Annotated in this window: 16 protein-coding genes; 4 read left to right on the forward strand and 12 right to left on the reverse strand. The window is 56.7% G+C overall.

The features are described from left to right. Positions 1 to 12 precede the first annotated feature (12 nt). Positions 13 to 360, forward strand: coding sequence for an ASCH domain-containing protein (locus tag CL1_RS05230; protein ID WP_048151967.1), 348 nt, complete (start codon positions 13 to 15; stop codon positions 358 to 360). Here CL1_RS05230 and CL1_RS05235 read toward each other — a convergent pair. The 3 genes from CL1_RS05235 to CL1_RS05245 form a co-directional block, all read right to left on the reverse strand. Beyond that, positions 353 to 721 carry a type II toxin-antitoxin system VapC family toxin gene (locus tag CL1_RS05235; protein WP_014788848.1) on the reverse strand — a complete coding sequence of 123 codons (369 nt, stop codon included), beginning with the start codon at positions 719 to 721 and terminating at the stop codon, positions 353 to 355. The genes CL1_RS05230 and CL1_RS05235 overlap by 8 nt on opposite strands. Then, positions 691 to 930: an antitoxin VapB family protein gene (locus CL1_RS05240; protein ID WP_048151969.1), complete on the reverse strand. Its 240-nt coding sequence runs from the start codon at positions 928 to 930 to the stop codon at positions 691 to 693. The genes CL1_RS05235 and CL1_RS05240 overlap by 31 nt, the downstream gene beginning before the upstream one ends. Positions 931 to 999: 69 nt before the next feature. After that, positions 1,000 to 2,493 carry a carboxypeptidase M32 gene (locus CL1_RS05245; protein ID WP_014788850.1) on the reverse strand — a complete coding sequence of 498 codons (1,494 nt, stop codon included), beginning with the start codon at positions 2,491 to 2,493 and terminating at the stop codon, positions 1,000 to 1,002. Positions 2,494 to 2,639: 146 nt separating this feature from the next. Here CL1_RS05245 and CL1_RS05250 point away from each other — a divergent pair, with 146 nt between their 5' ends. Further along, positions 2,640 to 3,473, forward strand: coding sequence for a carbohydrate kinase family protein (locus CL1_RS05250; RefSeq protein ID WP_014788851.1), 834 nt, complete (start codon positions 2,640 to 2,642; stop codon positions 3,471 to 3,473). On the opposite strand, the gene CL1_RS05255 is transcribed toward CL1_RS05250, so the two are convergent. Genes CL1_RS05255 through CL1_RS05275 form a run of 5 tightly spaced genes read right to left on the reverse strand, consistent with a single transcriptional unit; the run spans position 3,470 to position 7,415 of the window. Then, positions 3,470 to 3,892: a hypothetical protein gene (locus tag CL1_RS05255; RefSeq protein ID WP_014788852.1), complete on the reverse strand. Its 423-nt coding sequence runs from the start codon at positions 3,890 to 3,892 to the stop codon at positions 3,470 to 3,472. The genes CL1_RS05250 and CL1_RS05255 overlap by 4 nt on opposite strands. Continuing rightward, positions 3,889 to 5,193, reverse strand: a complete 1,305-nt coding sequence (locus tag CL1_RS05260) for a DUF58 domain-containing protein (protein ID WP_014788853.1) — start codon at positions 5,191 to 5,193, stop codon at positions 3,889 to 3,891. The genes CL1_RS05255 and CL1_RS05260 overlap by 4 nt, the downstream gene beginning before the upstream one ends. A 9-nt stretch (positions 5,194 to 5,202) precedes the next feature. Continuing rightward, on the reverse strand, positions 5,203 to 6,156 hold the full coding sequence (locus tag CL1_RS05265; RefSeq protein WP_014788854.1) for an AAA family ATPase: 954 nt from the start codon (positions 6,154 to 6,156) through the stop codon (positions 5,203 to 5,205). Then, positions 6,125 to 6,577: a hypothetical protein gene (locus tag CL1_RS05270; RefSeq protein WP_014788855.1), complete on the reverse strand. Its 453-nt coding sequence runs from the start codon at positions 6,575 to 6,577 to the stop codon at positions 6,125 to 6,127. The genes CL1_RS05265 and CL1_RS05270 overlap by 32 nt, the downstream gene beginning before the upstream one ends. Then, entirely contained in the window at positions 6,564 to 7,415 is an 852-nt protein-coding gene (locus CL1_RS05275; protein WP_014788856.1) for a DUF4129 domain-containing protein, read from the reverse strand. The genes CL1_RS05270 and CL1_RS05275 overlap by 14 nt, the downstream gene beginning before the upstream one ends. Positions 7,416 to 7,483: 68 nt before the next feature. On the opposite strand from CL1_RS05275, the gene CL1_RS05280 reads away from it, so the two are divergent. Together CL1_RS05280 and CL1_RS05285 are read left to right on the forward strand one after the other, a co-directional pair. After that, positions 7,484 to 7,978: a DUF2118 family protein gene (locus tag CL1_RS05280; protein ID WP_014788857.1), complete on the forward strand. Its 495-nt coding sequence runs from the start codon at positions 7,484 to 7,486 to the stop codon at positions 7,976 to 7,978. A 91-nt stretch (positions 7,979 to 8,069) separates the two neighbouring features. Then, the gene (locus tag CL1_RS05285; RefSeq protein ID WP_014788858.1) at positions 8,070 to 8,561 is read left to right on the forward strand and encodes an FKBP-type peptidyl-prolyl cis-trans isomerase; all 492 of its coding nucleotides are present in this window, start codon (positions 8,070 to 8,072) and stop codon (positions 8,559 to 8,561) included. On the opposite strand, the gene CL1_RS05290 is transcribed toward CL1_RS05285, so the two are convergent. From CL1_RS05290 to CL1_RS05305, 4 genes are read right to left on the reverse strand one after another with little or no spacing between them, the layout of a single operon-like run. Further along, positions 8,538 to 9,437 (reverse strand): type II secretion system F family protein, encoded by a 900-nt coding sequence (locus tag CL1_RS05290; RefSeq protein ID WP_014788859.1) that lies wholly within the window; start codon positions 9,435 to 9,437, stop codon positions 8,538 to 8,540. The genes CL1_RS05285 and CL1_RS05290 overlap by 24 nt on opposite strands. Before the next feature lie 5 nt (positions 9,438 to 9,442). Further along, complete coding sequence (locus tag CL1_RS05295; RefSeq protein ID WP_014788860.1) at positions 9,443 to 10,507, reverse strand: type II secretion system F family protein; 1,065 nt, start codon at positions 10,505 to 10,507, stop codon at positions 9,443 to 9,445. A gap of 11 nt (positions 10,508 to 10,518) precedes the next feature. Beyond that, positions 10,519 to 12,375 carry a CpaF family protein gene (locus CL1_RS05300; RefSeq protein WP_048152384.1) on the reverse strand — a complete coding sequence of 619 codons (1,857 nt, stop codon included), beginning with the start codon at positions 12,373 to 12,375 and terminating at the stop codon, positions 10,519 to 10,521. A 27-nt stretch (positions 12,376 to 12,402) separates the two neighbouring features. Beyond that, positions 12,403 to 13,404, reverse strand: coding sequence for a hypothetical protein (locus CL1_RS05305; RefSeq protein ID WP_014788862.1), 1,002 nt, complete (start codon positions 13,402 to 13,404; stop codon positions 12,403 to 12,405). Positions 13,405 to 13,406 lie beyond the last annotated feature (2 nt).

The raw sequence follows: 13,406 nt of genomic DNA on the forward strand, positions 1-13,406 counted from the left end.
GGGGGTGATGGCTTGGCGAGGTGGAAAATGGGCCTCCAGGAGGAGTACCTCAGGGCGATAGCCGAGGGCAGGAAGAGGATCGAGGGCAGGCTCTACGATGAGAAGAGGCAGGCCATCAGGCCGGGAGACGAGATAGTCTTCGAGAACAAGCTGGTGTGCGTCGTGAAGGACGTGAGGGTCTACTCTTCCTTCAGGGAGATGCTGGAGAAGGAGGGCATTGAGAACGTTCTCCCGGGAGTGGGGAGCATCGAGGAGGGCGTCAAGGTTTACAGGCGCTTCTACTCTGAGGAGAAGGAGAAGAAGTACGGCGTCGCGGCGATAGAGGTCGAGCCTGTGGCGTGGATTGGGGAGCCTAAATGATGTGAACCTCAAAGCCCAATTCCTTCAAAACTTCGAAGTCGCTGTCCAAAGTTATTATCGGAAGACCGTTGACAATCGCAGTTGACGCTATGAAGAGGTCGCGGAGGGACATAGGGGTTCCTTTTTCTTCCAGTTTCCTGTGGAGATACGCCGCCATCTCGGCACATTTCCCGTCAAAGGGTAGCTCTATGAGGGCTTCGAGCCATATCAGCTCGTCCTTCCTCGGCATTCCAAGAAGGATTTCAAACTTGGTTATCGAGGTTATGTAGAAGGTGCTGTCCAATGACGTTACCCTGTTGAGAACCTCCCCGTTTCCCCGGACAATCTCGATTATGACGTTCGTGTCAAGGACCGCTCCCATCTCTCGAACTCCCCTTCGATTTCCTCAAGCTTCTTTCTGGTCTCCCTATACTCCTCCTCGCTCAGGATTCCGTAGAGGTGGCGAAGGGCATCAGCGTTCCCCTTCCTTTCCCTCAAAAGCTCGCGGAACAGCTCGCTGAATGACTTCTTGCCCTTGATTCGAAGGAGCTCCTCATAAACGTCGTCAGAGATAGTGATGGTCTTTACCATGACACCACCAATACACTGAATGCATGCATCGCATTTAAGCATTACGAAGGGTGCAAAGAGGGAGAAAAGTCAGAGGTACCTCTCCCTCACCCACCTGATGAAGTACTCCGGGTCCAGCTCCTCGCCGATGGCCCTCCTGAGGAGCTCCTTCGGCGGGTAGATGCTTCCCCAGCGGTGTATCCTTTCCCTGAGCCACTCCTTTATCGGGCCGAAGTTGCCCTCACCCACGAGCCCCTCGACGTCGAGGTCGCGCTTCATGTGGTAGTAGAGCTGAGCAGAGAGGAGGGTTCCGATGCTGTAGGTCGGGAAGTAGCCTATCGTTCCGTGGGCCCAGTGAATGTCCTGGAGGATGCCCTCGCGGTAGGTCTTGGGCCTTATGCCGAGGAGGTTCTCCATCTCGTCGTTCCAGAGCTCCGGTAGATCCTTCGCCTTGACGCCCTCGTTGAGCATCATTCTCTCTAGCTTGAAGCGGAGCAGAATGTGGAAGTTGTAGGTGACCACGTCAGCCTCGGTCCTTATGAAGTCGGGCCTGACCATGTTGAAGTACAGGTAAACGTCCTCGGGCGTGTAGTTGGCCATGAAGGGCAGGTTCTCCCTGAGGGTAGGGTAGATGAGCCCGGCGAACTCCCTGGAGCGGCCGATGATGTTCTCCCAGAAGCGACTCTGGCTCTCGTGGATTCCAAGGGAGACTCCACCCGCTATGGGCGTGAACATGAACCTCTCGTCCTGCTGGAGCTCGTAGAGTGCATGACCGAACTCGTGGACGGTGCTGAGGACGGTCATTCTGAAGTCGTAGCCCTCGTAGCGAGTGGTTATCCTCACGTCCCTTATTCCAAACTCGGTCGTGAAGGGGTGAGCTGAAACGTCAAGCCTTGAGCGGACTCCAAGCGGGAAGCCGAACTTCTCAAGGATCCAGCGGTTCACGCGCTCCATCTGGGCCTGCTCATAGCGCTCCTTCTCGAGCGGGTGGCTCTGGGGAACCTTGCCCTCCTCCATGATCTTCTCAAGGAGCGGCTTGAGCTCCTTCTCCAGCTTGTCGAACATCTTCTCGACGTCCCTGGTGGTGAGGCCCTCCTCGAAGAGGTCGAGTAAAGCGTCGTAGGGCTCGTTCTCGTAGCCGAGGTATTCAGCGGCCCTCTTGGCGAGGTCTATGATTCTGTCCAGCCAGGGCTCGAACTTGGAGTAGTCGTCGCTCTTCTTTGCTTCCTCCCATGCCTTGGTCGCCTGGCTCGTTACCTCGCTCATCTCCCTGAGGAACTCGGGCGGGAAGGCTTTGCTTATCCTTATCGAGCGGTCGAGGACGCGAACGACACCGCGCTCGTACTCGTTTAGCTCAAGCCCCTTCGCCTTCTCGACCAGCTCGACGAAGTCCGGCTTGAGGAGGAACTCCTGGCCCAGAACAGAAAGCTCGCCCTGGGCAACGCTCCTCTCGAGGATTCCCTCCTTTGGCATGTTGACCTCCATGTCCCAGCCGAGGACGCTCTGGGCGTGGTTTATGGCCCATATCCGTCTGTACTTGGCCAGAATCTCCTTTATAGTTTCGTTCTGGAAGACGCTCTCCATGGCAACCACCTGGGGGAGTTTGGGGGGCCGAACTTTTAAACCTTTTCGATGAGCATCTAAACGAAGGAGTAGAACTCGATTACTCAGACCGGAAACGGCTTAAGCGGAAAACCATAGTGACATGAAAAGCGAGGGCGGTGATGGGAATGGAACTTGACCTGGTTGTCCTCGGACACGTCTCGATCGACCACATAAGGTTCCCCGGAAGGGAGGAGGTACTTCTGCCGGGCGGAGCGGCGGCGGCCGTGGCCACCTCCGCCGCCCTGGCCGGGGCGAAGGTCGGGCTGGTCACCAAGGTGGGGGAGGACTTTCCGCGGGAGTGGCTCGAAAAGCTCTCCTCCGTTCTGGACGTTAGGGGGGTTCAAATCCTGCCCGGAAAGACGATTCACATCTACATGATTTACCACGAGGACGGGAGCGTCGATGCCCCTGTGGAGATGGGTGTTGCCAGGAATATGGGTGAAACGCAGATCCCAGAGGAGTACATGGAGGCAAAAGTATTTCACATCGCACCCATTCCGCCGGAGGAGCAACTGAAGGCCCTGAAGAGGCTCGAGGGGAAGAGGACGAGCCTGGACTTTAATCCGACGTACATGGCCGACTACCGGAAGAAAACGGACCTCATGAGGAAGGTGGTCTCGCGCGCCGAGGTCATCTTCCCCAATGAAAGGGAGGCCCTCGTTATGACCCGCGCGGAGAGTGTCGAGGAGGCGGCGAGGGTTCTTCACGAGTGGGGCGCGGGAATCGTGGTCGTAACCCGCGGCGAGAGAGGAGTTCTCATCTACGATGGGAAGTTCAGGGAGTTTCCGGCGCTCCCCATAGGTGAAAACGAAATCGTGGACCCCACTGGAGCCGGGGACGCCTTCGCCGGCGGCTTCCTGGCGGGCTACGTCCGGAGAGAGCCCTTGGAGACCTGCATAAAACTCGGACTGGAGAGGGCGAGGGAGGTCCTGAAGAAAAAGGGGAGCTGGAGCATCTAGTCAGTCGCGAGCCTGACGAAGACGTAGAGCACGACCAGCAGGAAAGCGGCCAAGGCGGTGACCTCGAGCCTCGGCAGGAGGGGCGAGACGGAAACCATCAGCAGGTATGTGGGGAAGGCCAGACCAACTGCCGCCAGAAGGACGGCGTAGTGCTCCAGCGGCGCCCGTTCCCTGTCGAGGTGGGCCATCTCTAGGGCCAGAAGGGCCAGGGCCATAACCGCCAGGCCGTAGAAACCGCCGGTCCTGGTGTAGATGAGGAAGGCCCCCACGGAGACGAAAAAGAGGGAGCCGATGAAGTACCACTGAAGGCCCATGAGGGCTAGGGGAAGAAGGAGGAGCGTGCGGCGGTCGATCAGGGCCAGCAGGAGGAAGAGCGGAACCAGCGGTGCAAGGGAGTAGAGCCTTCTTTTTATCCTCATACCTGGATCACCTCCGCTATCGCGGCCTTCAGCGGCTTCCTGACGTCCCAGTCTATTATCCTCCCATAGCCCGCCATCTTCCTTAGCACGGCCCTCCTATGGAGGCTGAGCAGCTTGAGGGCCAGCTCCTCCTCGCGGCTCTTTGGCTCAACGGCGGTGTAGGGGTCCGGGCTTATGACGACGACGTTGTAGCCGAAGGCGGACATTATCCTGAGCGCCTCCCTGCTCTCCTCGGTGAGGAGGGGGGAGAAGTAGACCAGCTGCGCCCTCGGCGGGAAGTGGGAGCGTATCAGGTGCTCGACCTGGTAGGCTATCATGTTGTTCCTGTCGGGCCTGGCCGTGCTGAGGAAGTCGATGCACTTGAAGAAGTGCCTCTTGCCGTAGTCCGGGCGGACCCAGAGGGGAACCTCCTCCGCCAGGAGCAGGCCGAAGCTGGTTCCACTGTTCAGGGCGTTGAGCATGAGCGAGGCGGCGGCTCGAATGAGGTTGTCGAAGACCAGCTCCCCGGTGTAGGAGGCATCGACGATGAATATCACGTCCACCTTGCGCTCGCTCTCGTACTCGTTGGCCATTATCCTGCCGGTTCTGGCGGTGGCCTTCCAGTTGATTATCTTCAGCGGGTCGCCAGGCTGGTACTCCCGGATAGCGTGGAACTCCACGCCCTCACCTACCCTGGGGCTCGGGAGGGAGCCGACGGTTATCTTGGTTCCCCTCGTGGAGTAGGGCGTTGGAACGTCCTCTATTATGGGAACGCCTATGAGCTCGGTGTAGAGGTCGAACTTCTTCGTGAAGTGGAAGAAGCCGAAGGGATCGCGGTAGCTCAGCTCGACCCAGTTGAACTCGTGGATTCCGCGCTTAACGCGGACGCGGTAGCGGAGCTCCCTCAGCTCGCCTTTCCTCAGGGACAGCACCCACTCGGTTCTCCCGTCTATCAACTCAAGCCCCTCGGGAAGGTCCTCCCTCACCTTGAGGCTTGGAATCCTCTCGCCGGCCCTTATTTTGAGCACTATCTCAATCTCAGTGCCCTCGAGGAAGCGGTTGTGGGGAATCACCCTCTCCAGCTTGACGTCCATCTTGGGCTTGAAGAAGAACACCGCGACGAAGACCAGCCAAAGGGCCGGAAGGAGGAGGTAAACCAGATCCCAGCGGAGCAGGAGGAAGGCGATGAGGACAAGAAGCCAGAGGGCCAGGAAAAGCTCTTCAGCCTTTTCCGTTGGAACCATTCTCCCCTCTGGCCCGGCGTCCTCAGCGGGCCCCTTCCCAAGTTCAGCGGGTGTTGGAGTCCTTGGAACCGGCTGCACCGTTCCACCTCACTCGAATTTAGGAACCGGAACGCGCTCGAGGAGCTTCTCCATTATGCTCTCCTGGCTCACCTTGGTGTACCACAGCTCGCGCTTGAGGATAAGCCTGTGGCTCAAAGCCGGAACGGCAACGGCTTTAACGTCGTCGGGAATAACGTAGTCCCTTCCGTTGAGGGCTGCGTAGGCCCTGGAAAGCTTAAGAAGGGCCAGGCTCCCCCTCGGAGAGGCGCCTATCTCTATCTCCCTCCTGTCCTCCCTGGTGGCCGTCACGATGTCGGTTATGTACTCAAGTATGGCGTCGCTGACGTAGACCTCCTCGACCGCCCTCTGCATCTCGACCACTTCCTCCGCGCTCAGGACCGTCTGGACGTCCGGTTCCTCCCTCTTCCTGGCCATTCTCCTGCGGAGTATCTCTATCTCCTCCGCCTTCGAGGGGTAGCCGACGCGGAGGCGGACGAGGAAGCGGTCGAGCTGGGCCTCCGGGAGAGGGTAGGTTCCCTCCTGCTCTATCGGGTTCTGGGTCGCGATGACGATGAAGGGCCTGGGAAGCGAGTGGGTGCTTCCCTCAACGGTAACCTGCCTCTCCTGCATGGCCTCGAGTAGAGCGGACTGTGTCTTCGGAGGGGCGCGGTTTATCTCGTCCGCGAGGAGTATGTTGGTGAAGACCGGCCCCTTCCTGAACTCGAACTCGAGGGTCTTCTGGTTGAAGACACTCACTCCAAGTATGTCGCTCGGGAGCAGGTCCGGCGTGAACTGGACGCGGGTGAACTGGACGCCGAGGGCCTTGGCGAAGCTCTTGGCCATCAGGGTCTTGGCCAGTCCCGGCAGATCCTCCAGCAGGACGTGGCCGTCGGCGAGTATCGTGGTCAGGATAAGCCTCAGCACCTCGTCCTTCCCGACTATTGCTTTCTTTACCTCCGAGAGAACGGCGTTACCCTTCTCGTGTATCTCTCCCACCTTCATTCAGATCAGCCTCCACAATGTCAAGCGCCTTCTCCAGGTTGTCGAGGAAATCGCCCTCCGCGCGGAGGGCCCTTATGGCCTCGTTCGGATTCGTGATGAGTGAGTGATAGGTGGAATTGTAGTCGTCGGACAGGGTGGCGTAGATCTCGACTATCTTCTCCTCCACAAGGGAGCGGGCGACCCTGCCGGTTCTGGCCTTCCGGAGGAGGGAAACGGTTCTGTCCACGTCCGTCTTCCTCTCAACCCTCTGTTCGCGGTCCCGCCTCCGTCTCGCCACGTTCATCTCAACACCGAACAGAAAGAACGCCATCACTGCCCCCAGGAAGAGAACGGCCAGCCACCTGACCAGGTAGGAACCGGCCAGGGTGGCGACCAGCACCAAAACGGAGCCAACGATAAGAAGGGCCCTATGAAACCTCATTCACCGCCCCCCTCATCTTCCTGTAGAGCTCGAGCGCCCTCTCCGCGTCCTCCCACGTAACCTTCTCAGGGGCGTACTTTGCCTTCTCAAAGAGCTCAGTTATGCCCCTGAAGGGCTCTCTGAAAATTTGAACCCTCTCGGCGTGCTCCCAGTGGGTCCAGCTTTCCTTGTATGGAACGCCGAGTATCTCCAGCCAGAGGACGGCGTTCTTGTATATCCCAACAACCGCCTCCCTTGGGTCGCTGAACATTTCCAGACCGAGTTCCTCCACCTTCCTGTCAAAGAGCTCCGCCTTAAGCCTCATTTCCCTGAGCTTCCTCCTCCTGAGGGCCTCGCGGTAATAGATCACGGCGAAGTAGGACAGGCCCGCGAGGAACAGAAGCGCCGCACCGTAGAGGAGGTAGCTCGAGGGGACCCCCGAGGGAGGGGCGGCTGAAACGGTGTCGTTGTGGTAAACCGGCGCCGGCGGGATAGCGCTGCCGTTGGCCGTCGTGCTGTTAAGGGACGAGTTGAGGGTGGAGTTCACGGGGGGAGTGGGATTCGAGCGGCCGATGTAGTAGAGTATTCCGGCCGCACCGGCTATCGCGAACGCCCAGGCCATAAGGTAGGACCTGACGTTAACGGGATACTTTTTCTTGCCTGGTGAGAGGTCCCTCCAGCTTAGGAGAACGAGAAAGATGACCAGCAGGGAGACGGCAACGATTGCGAGCAGCAGAACGCCGAAGGAAGGGGCCTCACTCCGCTGAATTCCGGAGTTTTCAACGCTGTAGCCCATCATGAGGGTCATCAGTGCAAACAGCAGGGTGTAGAGTGCCGCGAATTTTACCCTGATGGACATTTTTATCAGGAGTGGTACGAAGGGCAGGTTTAAAAGCTTTTACCCCGAGGTAAACCCTGGGTGGTAGCATGGAGAAGATGCCGAGGCTCTACGTTGAGGCCCCTCCAGAGGAGTGCCTTCAGGAGGGAAGGGTCGCGAGGGACTGCGTGATAATCCAGGGGAGCGTCGAGGTCTGGCTGGAAAAGGGTGAGGAGGTTCCCAACTTCGTGGAGGTGGAGAGGGCGAAGTTCCTGGCGAAGGAGGTCTACGACAGGTTCTACCTCTACGTGGACGGAATGGAGGGCAAGATGCTGGTCGATGCAATACTGGTTCTTCCCGACGGAAGGACAAGGATATACCTCAAGAAGGACGACGAGCTCCTAATACTCCCCGTTGAGGGGTACACAAAGACGATAATAGCCAACGTCGGCAACCGCGTGAGGAAGGGAGACGCCTTCGCCGCCGTCACGACCAGAAAAGGGGAGGTCCACTACCTCAAGCCGCCGAAGACCGGAACGGTGGTCTTCATAGACGAGATAACAAGCAGGCCGCACTACGTCTACTACATACTGCCGGAGGAGTAACGCATCTTTTCACATTCTTGTGTAGCAATGCCCAAAGGTTTATAAGCAACCGGACCTAGTTACGGCGAAGACAGTTTTGGAGTTGAAGGAAATGAAGGTTGAGGCTGGAGATTTTGTGGTGTTCCACTACATAGGCAGGTTTGAGAACGGTGAAGTTTTTGACACGAGTTACGAGGACATCGCCAGGGAGAACGGCATATACGTCGAGGAGAGGGAGTACGGTCCCCTCGGCGTGAACATCGGGGTGGGTGAGATTATCCAGGGGCTCGACGAGGCCCTCATCGGAATGGAAGTGGGCGAGAAGAAGACGGTCACCATACCGCCGGAGAAGGCCTACGGCATGCCGAACCCCGAGCTCATAATCGAGGTTCCGATAACCGAGTTCACCAACATAGGAATGGAGCCGATCGAGGGAATGTACGTCATGACGGACTCGGGCATAGCGAAGATAGCCAAGGTTGAGAACGAAAAGGTGAGCCTCGACTTCAACCACCCACTTGCCGGGAAGACCCTCATCTTCGAGGTTGAGGTAGTGGAGATAGAAAAGGCAAAGGAAAGCTCAGCCGGCGAGGCCGAGTCCTAAGACACCGTTGTACACAACCACGCCCATGATCACCAGCAGGAGGCTGTACTTCAGCCCCGCTGAGTACTTCCCTTCTCTTATTACCCCTATTCCAAGTCCGGACGCTATAGCTTGAAGAACTATGAACCCGAGAAGTATATTGCTAATGGTCTCCACTGGAAGGTTTATATCACCGACGTTCATAGCGGTCATGATCTGAGCCACAACGCCCAAAATCAGCGGCCCTATTACCCCGCTGGTGATTATGAAGAACATCACCTGCATTCCGGTCGAGGCCTTGCGCTCCTGCTTTATTCGGAGTATCTCCCTAACGTCATTTCCAACGAAAACGAGAACATCGCTCATCGGCGCTCCTCTCTCAAGGGCCTCGATGATTATCATCATGGAGCGGTAGATCACGGTGGACCTCTTGTTCCTGATGGCAAAGGCCTTGAGTGCCTCAACTGTCGGACGGCCTTTCCTGATCTCGGCCACGGTCTTCTTGAACTCGTCGGTGAGGGGACCGAACTTCGCCGTGGTGAGCTCCTCAAGGGCCTCGGAGAACGATATTCCCGCCCTCAGCGAGCTGGCAAGGTAGAAGAAGGCATCGGGGAGCATCTTCTCCATTTCCTCGGTGCGCTTAGTTATCCTCCAGTATGGGTAGCCAAAAGCCATGCCGAGAAAGACCGCAATGAAGGATACTACTGAGTAGGCGGGCTTTGAGAGCATATATACCAGGAGAGAGGCTATTACGCCGGCCAACAGAGAAACCACAAGGTACTCGGCGGCGAGGAAGTTTATATTGGCCGAGTATATAAAGAGCTCGTAGCGCTTCATCCATTTGGAGGGAACAATCCTCTCTATGAGGGAGACCATTGCAGATGAGAGTCCTGCCATTGAAGTCACCTCGGCTCTCCCTTCTTGATCATGTTTATGATTATCAGCGATATAGCTGGGAAGGCAAAGAGCAGTATCACCGCCAAGGTCTCAACCGGCATCACCAGCTGTCTCGCCATGACCGAACCGGCCAGGATTCCAACGACGAACATCGTGGGCATGACTATGGTGAGGAACATGTAGATGAAGGCTATACCGTTCACCTTCTGGACGTACTCCACGAGCTTCATTCTGTACTCAAAGGCGAAGTCCTCGGCCAGCTTGTAGAGAACCTCCGAGAGGTTTCCACCGAACTTCACGGCCCTGAGTATCTGCTTGACGACCCTGCTGACGTTTTCAGATCCCATCTTCTCGTCGAATTTCATCAAGGCGTCCTCAAAGGAGGAGCCGGTCCTCATGTCCCTCAGCATGAGCTCGAACTCCTCTGATATGGCACCGTAGTCGGCTCGGGCCACTGAGAGTATCGCCTCGGTTATGCCCACTCCAGCGCTGAGGAGCGATGCCATGTGCCTGAGGGCGTAGGGCATCGCCCTCTCAACCTCCGCCACCCTGCGCTTCCAGACCATCTTGGGATAGTGCCTCATGTAAAAGAAACCGCCCACGAAGCCTAGGAAACCTACGAGTGCCGAAGTCTCGACGGGCATGTAGAGCAGGTAGGCAAAGAGAAAGCCGAAGATCCCCGCGAACACCGAAACGGCAAGCATTAAGGCAACGTACCTATCCGGAGGGGTGAGAATGTTGGCACGGTAGAGATCCTGGTCAAGACCCTTGAAAGAGGAGGTGAGGGACTCGATGGGGCCCCTGAAGTAGCGCAGCATCGCGTCCGCGAGTCTGTCAGAGAAAGGCCTCTGTATCTCCTTTTTCCTCCACTCGATAAGCTCTTCCATCTCCTTCTCCTTCTCGCCCTCGGACTTCTCGGCCTCTATCTCCTTCTGAAGCTCCTTAAGTGCCCTTAACCTTTCTTGAACGCTTTTACCCTTTGGAATGCTTCTCACCGGCTTTTCCGCGACCTCTATTGTCTTACCGCCCAGACGCTCCAAAAAGTCGGTGATGGCCCTAACGATGCTCACGGTTATCACCCTTAGATTAGGTTCTTAACCTGTCTGCTGGTCTCGAGACTGCCCTCTGCAGCTATCTTCTTCAGCAGGCCCTCCTCGTCGATGTAGAACTGTCTGATGTAGTAGCCCACCTGATCAATGCTCCTGATGCCCTGCTCCACCATCCATTCAAGGATTATCTTCCTCTTCTCCTTCTCCAGCTCCAGCTCGGCAACGCTCATTCCCGTGTGGTGGGCCAGGTTGTTAAGGGTTCTGCTCGGAACTCCCGTTGGAACCAGCTCGTCCTTGGCCGGATCGTACTTGTAGAGCTTGTTGAGCTGGACGCTCTCAGCTTCAATGCCCGATATCTCGGCTATCTCCGTTATGCGCCTTATGGTTCCCTTCTTCCTGCTGTGGAAGCGAACCTGCATGATGATTATATCCAGGGCCGGAATCATTATCCTCGGAACGCTCATCGGGGGACTCTCAAGCCTTACTATAGTCTCCCTGGCGCTGTTGGCGTGGATCGTACCCATACACCCATCGTGTCCGGTGTTCATTGCCGTGAACATCGTTCTGGCCTCGGGACCACGGACCTCACCAACGATGATTCTATCGGGCCTCATACGGAGGGTGTTCTTGACGAGATCGTCCATGGTGATTTCACCCTTGCCCTCGACGTTGGGCGGTCTCGTCTCGAGCCTCACCCAGTGCTCCACGGGGAGCTGAAGCTCCGCGGTGTCCTCTATCGTGATGACGCGCTCGCTCGGGGGTATGAACATTCCGAGGGAGTTGAGGGTGGTGGTTTTACCCGAACCCGTTCCACCAGCAACGAGGACGTTGGCAGGCTTAACACCGAGGCCGTCCACGAATATCCAGAGGAGCGCGGCTATCTCGGTGTTCATCGTCCCGTATTTGATGAGGTCTATTATTGTAAGTGGATCCTTCTTGAACTTACGAATGGTTATCGTCGGACCGTCGAGGCTGATTGGAGGTATGGTGGCGTTCACACGGCTTCCATCTGGGAGACGGGCGTCGAGGAGCGGGCTCTGCTGGTCTATTCTCCTCCCCACTTCCCTGGCAATTCTCTCTATGATGTTCAGTATCTCCTTTTCGTCCTCAAACACCACGTTGGTCTTGCACATGTTGAAGCGTCTGTGCCAGACGTAGACCGGTCGGTTGTTTCCTATGACCATGATTTCCTCAAGGTTATCGTCGCGGACGAGGGGATCAAGCTTGCCGTAGCCTATCATCTGCTGGACTATCATCTCGGCCAGTATCTCAACCCTTCCCTCGGAAAAGTGGGGAGCTTCCTCCTTTATCATCTTCCTGACGGCGTTCATGAAGACGCGCCTGCGCTCCTCCAGGGTTGGGAACGCGGCAGGGTCAATCTGGAGCTCGGTTATCGCCCTGTCCTTAATGCGAAGGAACAGCTCCTCCTCGTCACGGCTGAGCTTTGGAAGCCGTATCTCGTATATCGGCACCGGCTCACCCTTGACCTTCAGTATGCGGACGTTGCCGTATGCATCGAGAACCTCAGCCTTGCCTGCATAAGCAGCCTCTTCAGAGCGCACTGAGGAACCGAGGATGTCCTGCAGAGTTGAGGGAGGCTTGGGCTTCGGTGCCGGCTTTGGCTTCTCCACTGGCTCCTCCTTGACGAGTATTTCCTCCAGAATATCCGCCCCTGTGGGCCTCCTTTCCGCGGCTTCCTCAGGGGTCGTGGGAGTGCTAAGGATCTCCTCCAGATCTACTCCTCCCTTGCTCTGGACGAAGGGAAGCTCCTCCTCGCGTTTCTTAGTTTTATCCCCCTTCAGCATGCTCTCCAGGAGGTCATCTTCCCCGTTGAGTATTTCATCTATCCAGGAAAGGCTCTCCTTCTTCTTTTTCTTTTCATTGAACACCTCGTCGAACACCGACTCTCACCGCCCCTAAGCGCTCCACTCAACGTGGTATTTTATGTCCATGCTTCCTCCCAGGAAGATTATCCACACGGGGAAATAGAGACCTGCCTCCTTTGGAGGCTCAACGACTGGGGCGCCAACGGTTACCCCAGTCAGGAGGGTATTGGAGAGCTGGAACATACCAGACACGCTGGGGAGCTGTTGCTCCGGCTCGGTTCTCTTCGGGGGTTCAAGTCCCTTGTACTTCCACACGAACTCCTCCATGTATTCCCTGTAGGTCATCGTGTAGTTGGGGGTGAAGTTGTACATCTTGGCCTCCTTAAAGATCACCGGCACGGAGGCGGCGAAGAAGGTGTTGAATATTCCTGCCCGGTTCGGCACGTTGGTGAGGCGGAAGGTGACGGTTCCCTCGTACTTGAGTACCTTTACGTGGCCGTCGTTCATCGGGAACATGCTCCTCAGAGAGATTATCTTTGGTGTGTTTACGAGCTGAGGGTACATGACCCCGCAGCTGAGCATGGATATATCATCGGACACGTCTATTTTACCCCCGTGGGCGAGGCTGCCGTTGATGACGTAGTAGGTAACGTTTGTTATCTTATTGGTGTCGCCGCAGATGGACTGGTAGTCCGAGGTCTGGAGCAGGTAGGAATTGTTGTAGGGTATCCTGAAGTTCACGACAACGGTCTCATATGGCATAACCCAGAAGCCGAGGTAGTAGTTTAGGGACGTCCTGTCGAGGCGGGAGGGGTAGTGGTAGGAAGTGTCCCCCACGCGATAGGAGACCATGTACTCATCGTTGGAAAGCCTGAAAACGTGAAAGTCGTAGCGGGGATTGACTATAACGAACTTGGGGAATGGCGCGGTGTTCACGATCGTGACGTTAAGGTCTATCATAACCTCCCCAAGAATTCCAATGTTGTTGTACGGCTTTTGGTCAGGAGTCACACCCGGGAGTTCGTAGGTCTCACCGCTAACCAGAGAAGAAGCTAACAAAAGAATGAAGAGGGTAGCCACGAGGCGCTTCATAA

This window comes from Thermococcus cleftensis, from assembly GCF_000265525.1.
GTDB lineage: Archaea > Methanobacteriota_B > Thermococci > Thermococcales > Thermococcaceae > Thermococcus > Thermococcus cleftensis.

Bases quoted from the DNA above. Each gene is read 5' to 3' on its own strand.
- CL1_RS05285 (WP_014788858.1), top strand. From the start codon at position 8,070: ATGAAGGTTGAGGCTGGAGATTTTGTGGTGTTCCACTACATAGGCAGG.
- CL1_RS05275 (WP_014788856.1), bottom strand. From the start codon at position 7,415: ATGTCCATCAGGGTAAAATTCGCGGCACTCTACACCCTGCTGTTTGCA.
- CL1_RS05240 (WP_048151969.1), bottom strand. From the start codon at position 930: ATGGTAAAGACCATCACTATCTCTGACGACGTTTATGAGGAGCTCCTT.
- CL1_RS05255 (WP_014788852.1), bottom strand. From the start codon at position 3,892: ATGAGGATAAAAAGAAGGCTCTACTCCCTTGCACCGCTGGTTCCGCTC.
- CL1_RS05250 (WP_014788851.1), top strand. From the start codon at position 2,640: ATGGAACTTGACCTGGTTGTCCTCGGACACGTCTCGATCGACCACATA.
- CL1_RS05305 (WP_014788862.1), bottom strand. From the start codon at position 13,404: ATGAAGCGCCTCGTGGCTACCCTCTTCATTCTTTTGTTAGCTTCTTCT.
- CL1_RS05270 (WP_014788855.1), bottom strand. From the start codon at position 6,577: ATGAGGTTTCATAGGGCCCTTCTTATCGTTGGCTCCGTTTTGGTGCTG.
- CL1_RS05290 (WP_014788859.1), bottom strand. From the start codon at position 9,437: ATGGCAGGACTCTCATCTGCAATGGTCTCCCTCATAGAGAGGATTGTT.
- CL1_RS05265 (WP_014788854.1), bottom strand. From the start codon at position 6,156: ATGAAGGTGGGAGAGATACACGAGAAGGGTAACGCCGTTCTCTCGGAG.
- CL1_RS05280 (WP_014788857.1), top strand. From the start codon at position 7,484: ATGGAGAAGATGCCGAGGCTCTACGTTGAGGCCCCTCCAGAGGAGTGC.
- CL1_RS05235 (WP_014788848.1), bottom strand. From the start codon at position 721: ATGGGAGCGGTCCTTGACACGAACGTCATAATCGAGATTGTCCGGGGA.
- CL1_RS05245 (WP_014788850.1), bottom strand. From the start codon at position 2,493: ATGGAGAGCGTCTTCCAGAACGAAACTATAAAGGAGATTCTGGCCAAG.